A 6255-nucleotide genomic window follows, 5' to 3' on the forward strand; every position below is an offset into this window, starting at 1 on the left:
TCTTGCGCTTCGGGCAACTGTCCCCCGGACACTTGCTGATCCTCGCTCATATGCCAAAGGTCAAACGACGACTGAGATCGTTGATACCATCAAAGAGCTTTATGACGTCGACATCTCAAGCAGCTTGGTTTCAAGGGTCACGGATAACCTCTTAGATGACATCACCGCTTGGCAGAACAGGCCACTGAGCAGTGTTTATCCTATCGTCTACTTAGACTGCATTGTCGTCAAAGCTTGCCAAGACAAGCAGATTATCAACAAGGCTATCTATCTGGCGCTAGGTGTCGCTCTTAACGGTAAAAAAGAGCTGCTTGGTATGTGGTTATCAGAGAATGAGGGTGCTAAATTCTGGCTTGGCGTTCTCACTGAGCTACAAAACCGCGGGGTTCAAGATATCCTCATTGCCTGTGTTGATGGTTTAAAGGGCTTCCCCGATGCCATCAATACCGTTTATCCTAAAGCACAGGTCCAGCTGTGTATCGTACACATGGTGCGCTATTCGATGAAGTTTGTACCGTGGATAGATAAAAAGAAAGTAGCGGCTGATTTAAAGGCCATCTACGGCGCTGATACGCTTGAGATAGCAGAGGCCAATCTTGAGCACTTTGATGAAACTTGGGGCGAGAAATACCCGCATGTGGTCAAGTCTTGGCGCAATAACTGGGAAGGCTTAACGGTGTTCTTTGACTATCCTAAAGACATCAGAAAAGCCATTTATACCACCAATGCTATAGAATCACTGAACAGTGTGATTCGTACGGCGGTGAATAAGCGTAAGGTGTTCCCGTCTGATCAGGCAGCATTCAAGAAGTGGTCGATGCCTATCCGTAACTGAACGGCTGCTTTAAATCGCTTTATGATTATGTTTGATGACCGTATCAGCAGGCATTTAATCTAAAGGGCAGTTACACAGAATTTGGGATGGGATCTCTTAGTCAATAGACGCTGATGATTCTTAGCTAATACTTAATAGCAAATGTGCTATACAAATTAACTAATAACTATGTCATTACTCCGGATGATTCATCCATATCCAACCATTCTCTAGCCATTCCATCACTTCATCAGGGTCAATCCCTTCCATATCATCAAGCGTCAAATGCTCGCCATTCGACAAGCGCACGAGTAGTGCTATTGATGTTTCATGCAAATCATCTAGGCGCTGACCATTGGCATATAAAACGATCTCATTATCCACTTGGGTGTATAACAAGCGATTGCTATAATCGGCTTGTAGTGTCGCACCATTTGCCAATGCAGCTATCATCTCATCGGTTGTCAGCGACTCTTCAGGGACAAGCACATCATATTGACGCTTGCTGACCACTTCAGACACGGCTTGGCGAATAATCGTATCACCGCGCTCAGATTGGAGCAGTTGTAATAATTGAGCTTTAATCGCCTCGATACTATCGGTCTTTAATTCACCTGATGCTTGCACAGCTTGTGGTAATAACATCGGTATAAATAAAGCGCTGTCATTGGTCGCCACATCGGCAAGGCTGTCAATGATTTGCATCAAGTTTGGGCGACGACAGCCAAATGAAAAGGTCAAACAGTCATCTTGCGCTACGCCAAAATGTGCTAGTTTTGGTGGTACATACAGCACATCACCGGCTTCTAAAATCTCATCAAAGATAATCTCGCCCATATCATCAAACAGTCGTATTGGCTCATCAGCGACAAATTCAGTCTGCTCATCACAAAACTTACCCAACTGCCAGCGTCTAGAGCCAAACCCTTGCGCTAAAAATACATCATAATCATCATAATGCTTGCCAACAGAGCCGCCTTTTGGCGCATAAGAGACCATAATATCATCGCGCTGCCACTGCGGGATAAAATCAAGCGCTTGCCATAAGGCACCAAGTTCCGGCGACCACTGTTCAAGATTCTGTACCAATACCGACCATTGCTCAGGTAAATTATCAAAATCTGCTTCAGTTAGCGGGCTTTTTTTAAGTTGCCATTGCGGTTGACCGTCTTGTTTGCTAGCAGCTTGAGTCAGCAGTCTTGTGGTAGCGTCCTTATCTATCGATAAGCCTAAAATATCCTCTGGCTCAAACATACCGATTAATTGTGGTAATCCTTGCTTAATCAAGAGTGGCTTTTTTTGCCAATAATCGCTTAAGAATTGCTCAGGAGTAATAGTATTCGGTAAACAAAGAGGTATAGAAGTCATGGATAAATCCGTATGGTTAAATGGCTATTATATTTAATGATGGCTTTATAGCTGAGGGTTATTAGTTTATGATTATTGCCTGTCTGATGACAGTCATCAGCGCCTCTAATGATTCTTAGGACATTTATGAAAAAACTGCATTTTATCGTCATTATCTCCAGCATATTTTTATTACAAGCATGTGTGCATAAGATCGTTACGGTACCTGTCAAAATTGCTTATAAGACTACTAAAGGCGTGGTCAAGGGTACGGTTGCTGTAGGCAAGGCTATTATACCGGGTGACAGTGATGATGAAGATAAAAAATAAACCTTACCCAAAAGCTATGTATATTTAAAGATACTTCTTTAAAGATAAATCATAGTGTTTAGAGTAAGGTTTTTATTGAGAAAGATATAAATGAGTGCTCATTTATATCTTTTTTTGCATTTGATAAAGATGAGCTGGTTGCCAGTTAAATCTTAGCAATCCACTCTTTAACCGTGCGTGCTTGTTCAGCCGCATTACCTATATAAGTTGCTGGTGTCATTTCACGTAGGCGTGCTTTATCCGCATCACTAACCGCAGACAACTCATCACTTTCAATAAACGTCAGCATTGCTTCACGCGTCATCGCATTACCACGAGTTAATGCTTTTAGTTTCTCGTACGGGTTTTCGACACGGTAGCGGCGCATCACAGTTTGAATCGGTTCTGCCAATACTTCTTGGGCGCTGTCCAAATCATCGTTCAAACGTTGGGCGTTTAATTCAAGTTTGCCTACGCCTTTTAAACACGCATCATAAGCAATCATGCTTTGCGCTAAGCCAACACCGATATTACGTAGAACCGTAGAGTCGGACAAATCACGCTGCATACGTGAAATCGGTAGCTTTTCACCCAAATGAGCAAGCATGGCATTGGCTACGCCCAAATTACCTTCAGAGTTTTCAAAATCAATTGGATTGACTTTATGCGGCATGGTAGAAGAACCTACTTCACCATCTTTTAGGCGCTGCTTAAAATAGCCTAAGCTAATATACTGCCAAATATCACGGTTGAAATCGATTAGGATAGTATTAAAACGTTTTACCACATCAAACAGCTCAGCGATATAGTCATGCGGCTCAATTTGCGTGGTATAAGGGTTAAACGTCAATTCTAGACGCTCATCAATAAATTTCTCTGCATGGGTCTGCCAATCAACGTCAGGGTATGAAGCATAGTGAGCGTTATAGTTACCAACTGCACCATTGATTTTGCCTAATAGCTCAACTTGACCGACTTGCTTGATTTGACGGGCTAGGCGGTAAGCGACGTTTGCCATCTCTTTACCTAGCGACGTTGGGCTAGCAGTTTGACCATGAGTACGTGATAGCATGGGCTGGTTAGCATGGGTAATCGCCAAATCAACAATGCTATCGGTCACTTCTTGCATTTTAGCAACCACGATTTCACGGCTGTCTTTAAGCATTAGTGCGTATGATAGGTTGTTAATATCTTCACTGGTACAAGCAAAATGAATGAATTCTAATGAATCTTCAAGTGCTGCCTGACCACGGAATTTGTCTTTAATAAAGTACTCAACCGCTTTGACATCATGATTGGTGGTTGCTTCGATATCTTTAATCGCTTGTGCATCAGCTTCGCTAAAATCATCAACGATAGCATTCAAAAACGCATTGGTATCGGTATCAAATGCTGCCAATTCACCAATCGCATTGTTTTCCGCCAATGACTGTAACCAACGAATCTCAACCGTGACACGGGCTTTAATGAGACCAAACTCAGATAAGTAAGGGCGTAAGCTGTCGGCTTTAGATGCATAACGGCCATCGATTGGAGATAGGGCGGTAAGTAAATTCATAAAGATGCCTTAAGTAGTGACAAGTAGTGATCAGAAGGGTTAGAAATTAAAAATGACTACAAACTAACAAATAATACAACGTTTAATTTTTACAGAAAAATAGCTTTAAAACCCACAAGGCGCATCAATAGCAGCAATCACACCGCCACCTAAACAAACCTCATCGATATAAAATACGGCTGATTGACCGGGGGTAACGGCACGTTGTTGTTCATCAAAAACAACACGAACCTCAGAGCCGTCTTCATTGCTAGCAAACACGCGACAGGCTTGGTCGGGCTGACGGTAGCGAGATTTTGCCATACAGCGCAAACCATCAGGACTAAAGATATCAGTTGGTGGCAAACCATCTATCCAATCAAGCTTATAAGCCTGTAACTCATGGCTCAGCATCATAGGATGCTCGTGACCTTGACCGACAATAAGACGGTTGTTATCTAAGTCTTTTGCAAGCACAAACCACGGCTCTTCAGGACGGTCTTTGACACCGCCAATACCGATACCGCCGCGTTGACCTAAGGTGTAATACATTAGACCGTCATGCGTACCAATGGTATGACCATCGTCAGTGACGATATCACCTTTTTGTGCCGGCAAGTACTGCTGTAAAAAGTCTTTAAAACGGCGCTCGCCAATAAAGCAAATGCCAGTTGAGTCTTTTTTATTGGCGGTAATCAGGTCATGCTTTTCAGCGATTTGACGAACGACTGGTTTTTCAAGCTCACCAACTGGAAATAAAGTTTTGGCAATTTTATCACCGCCAACCGCGTGCAAAAAGTAGCTTTGGTCTTTATTGTTATCCAGACCACGTAGCAATTGTGCTACTTCAACGCCTTCTTTATTCTTATAATTCACACTGCGGCGAGTATAATGACCAGTAGCGATATAATCAGCGCCAAGCGTTAAGGCGTAATCCAAAAATGCTTTGAACTTAATTTCTTTATTGCATAAAATATCAGGATTTGGTGTGCGTCCGGCTTTGTATTCTGCTAAGAAGTGCTCAAAAACACGATCCCAGTATTCCATCGCAAAGTTGGCGGTATGCAATTTTATGCCAATTTTATCGCACACCGCTTGCGCGTCGGCTAAGTCATCCATCGCCGTACAATATTCAGTGCCGTCATCTTCTTCCCAATTCTTCATAAACAGCCCTTCGACTACAAAGCCTGCCTGCTGAAGCAATACAGCAGAGACAGAAGAGTCGACACCGCCTGACATCCCGACAATCACATGCTTAGTGCTAGGATTGTCGATATCGGCAAGCGTTAGAGGGCGATGGGCGTCAAAAGAAGCAGAAACTGATGTGCTAGAAGTGTTTGGTATGGCTGACATAAAACGGCTCAACTATTTATACTTTGTCCAAGATTTATAATGGCACTGAAGATTAATGCAATAGCTATATAATGGTAAGCTTCGCAAGTTGGTAGTGCCGGTTTTTCTTTTGGATTGGGTATTATGATAAAATAAGCGTCATATTATACCAGTTAATTGAAACTGGTGGCGAGCTAAGGTATCTTACTGCCCATAAAACAGCTTTAAAAATTTAGATAGTGGTTTTAACTTATTCTAATCACCGTTAATTCACTTGGAATGATAATGATAAAAATTGGTCAAGGTATTGATGTTCATGCGTTTCATAATAACGGTCAGCAGCAGCAATATGTAGTGCTGGCAGGTGTGCCCATTGAACATACGCACAGCTTACTTGCGCACTCTGATGGTGACGTGGTATTGCATGCACTTGCTGACGCTTTGCTTGGTGCATTGGCACTTGGCGATATTGGGCAGCATTTTCCCGACACCGATGCAGCGCACGCGGGCTTAGATTCGCGCGTCCTACTTCGTTATGTGTATGGTAAAGTGTTAGCCGCCGGTTATACGTTGGGCAATGCTGATATCACTGTGATGTGTGAGCGTCCAAAATTGGCACCACATAATTTAGCCATGCGCGCCAATATTGCCAATGACTTACAAACTGACGTGAGTAATATCAGTGTTAAGGCAACCACCAGTGAAAAACTCGGCTTTACCGGTCGGCAAGAGGGCATTATGGCCAATGCCGTGGTATTATTGGTGCCGAATGCGTCTGGCGTTTAATTCTCAATAGTATATCAGTGCATATGATTATGGCTGCCAGTGATCAATACTGCTTGTAATATTGCAGTGATTGCCCCATAAAGCAGCCACATGATAAATTTAATTTTAAATGTCTTTTTTATATAAATAG

General features: G+C 42.8%; 5 protein-coding genes and 1 pseudogene. 3 read left to right on the forward strand and 3 right to left on the reverse strand.

The annotated features are described in order from the left end of the window. A pseudogene (locus tag VLN09_RS07820) lies at positions 1–832 on the forward strand (IS256 family transposase); the annotation flags it as partial. 177 nt (positions 833–1009) lie between these two features. On the opposite strand, the gene VLN09_RS07825 reads toward VLN09_RS07820, so the two are convergent. Beyond that, positions 1010–2182 carry a cupin domain-containing protein gene (locus VLN09_RS07825; RefSeq protein ID WP_325245291.1) on the reverse strand — a complete coding sequence of 391 codons (1173 nt, stop codon included), beginning with the start codon at positions 2180–2182 and terminating at the stop codon, positions 1010–1012. A gap of 126 nt (positions 2183–2308) precedes the next feature. On the opposite strand from VLN09_RS07825, the gene VLN09_RS07830 reads away from it, so the two are divergent. Beyond that, positions 2309–2491, forward strand: a complete 183-nt coding sequence (locus VLN09_RS07830) for an NF038104 family lipoprotein (protein ID WP_325245293.1) — start codon at positions 2309–2311, stop codon at positions 2489–2491. A gap of 145 nt (positions 2492–2636) precedes the next feature. On the opposite strand, the gene purB is transcribed toward VLN09_RS07830, so the two are convergent. Beyond that, positions 2637–4028: an adenylosuccinate lyase gene (purB, locus tag VLN09_RS07835; RefSeq protein WP_325245295.1), complete on the reverse strand. Its 1392-nt coding sequence runs from the start codon at positions 4026–4028 to the stop codon at positions 2637–2639. Between the two features lie 105 nt (positions 4029–4133). Next, a complete protein-coding gene (mnmA, locus tag VLN09_RS07840) occupies positions 4134–5360 on the reverse strand; it encodes a tRNA 2-thiouridine(34) synthase MnmA (RefSeq protein WP_325245297.1) in 1227 nt (408 codons plus the stop codon). A 258-nt stretch (positions 5361–5618) separates the two neighbouring features. Here mnmA and ispF point away from each other — a divergent pair, with 258 nt between their 5' ends. After that, entirely contained in the window at positions 5619–6125 is a 507-nt protein-coding gene (gene ispF / locus VLN09_RS07845) for a 2-C-methyl-D-erythritol 2,4-cyclodiphosphate synthase (RefSeq protein ID WP_325245299.1), read from the forward strand. Positions 6126–6255: the final 130 nt, after the last annotated feature.

This window comes from Psychrobacter sp. (genome assembly GCF_035469765.1).
Classification (GTDB): domain Bacteria; phylum Pseudomonadota; class Gammaproteobacteria; order Pseudomonadales; family Moraxellaceae; genus Psychrobacter.

What these genes read in the sequence shown, in the direction of transcription:
- VLN09_RS07825 (WP_325245291.1), bottom strand. Translation starts at nt 2,182, where the DNA reads ATGACTTCTATACCTCTTTGTTTACCGAATACTATTACTCCTGAGCAA.
- VLN09_RS07830 (WP_325245293.1), top strand. Translation starts at nt 2,309, where the DNA reads ATGAAAAAACTGCATTTTATCGTCATTATCTCCAGCATATTTTTATTA.
- purB (WP_325245295.1), bottom strand. Translation starts at nt 4,028, where the DNA reads ATGAATTTACTTACCGCCCTATCTCCAATCGATGGCCGTTATGCATCT.
- mnmA (WP_325245297.1), bottom strand. Translation starts at nt 5,360, where the DNA reads ATGTCAGCCATACCAAACACTTCTAGCACATCAGTTTCTGCTTCTTTT.
- ispF (WP_325245299.1), top strand. Translation starts at nt 5,619, where the DNA reads ATGATAATGATAAAAATTGGTCAAGGTATTGATGTTCATGCGTTTCAT.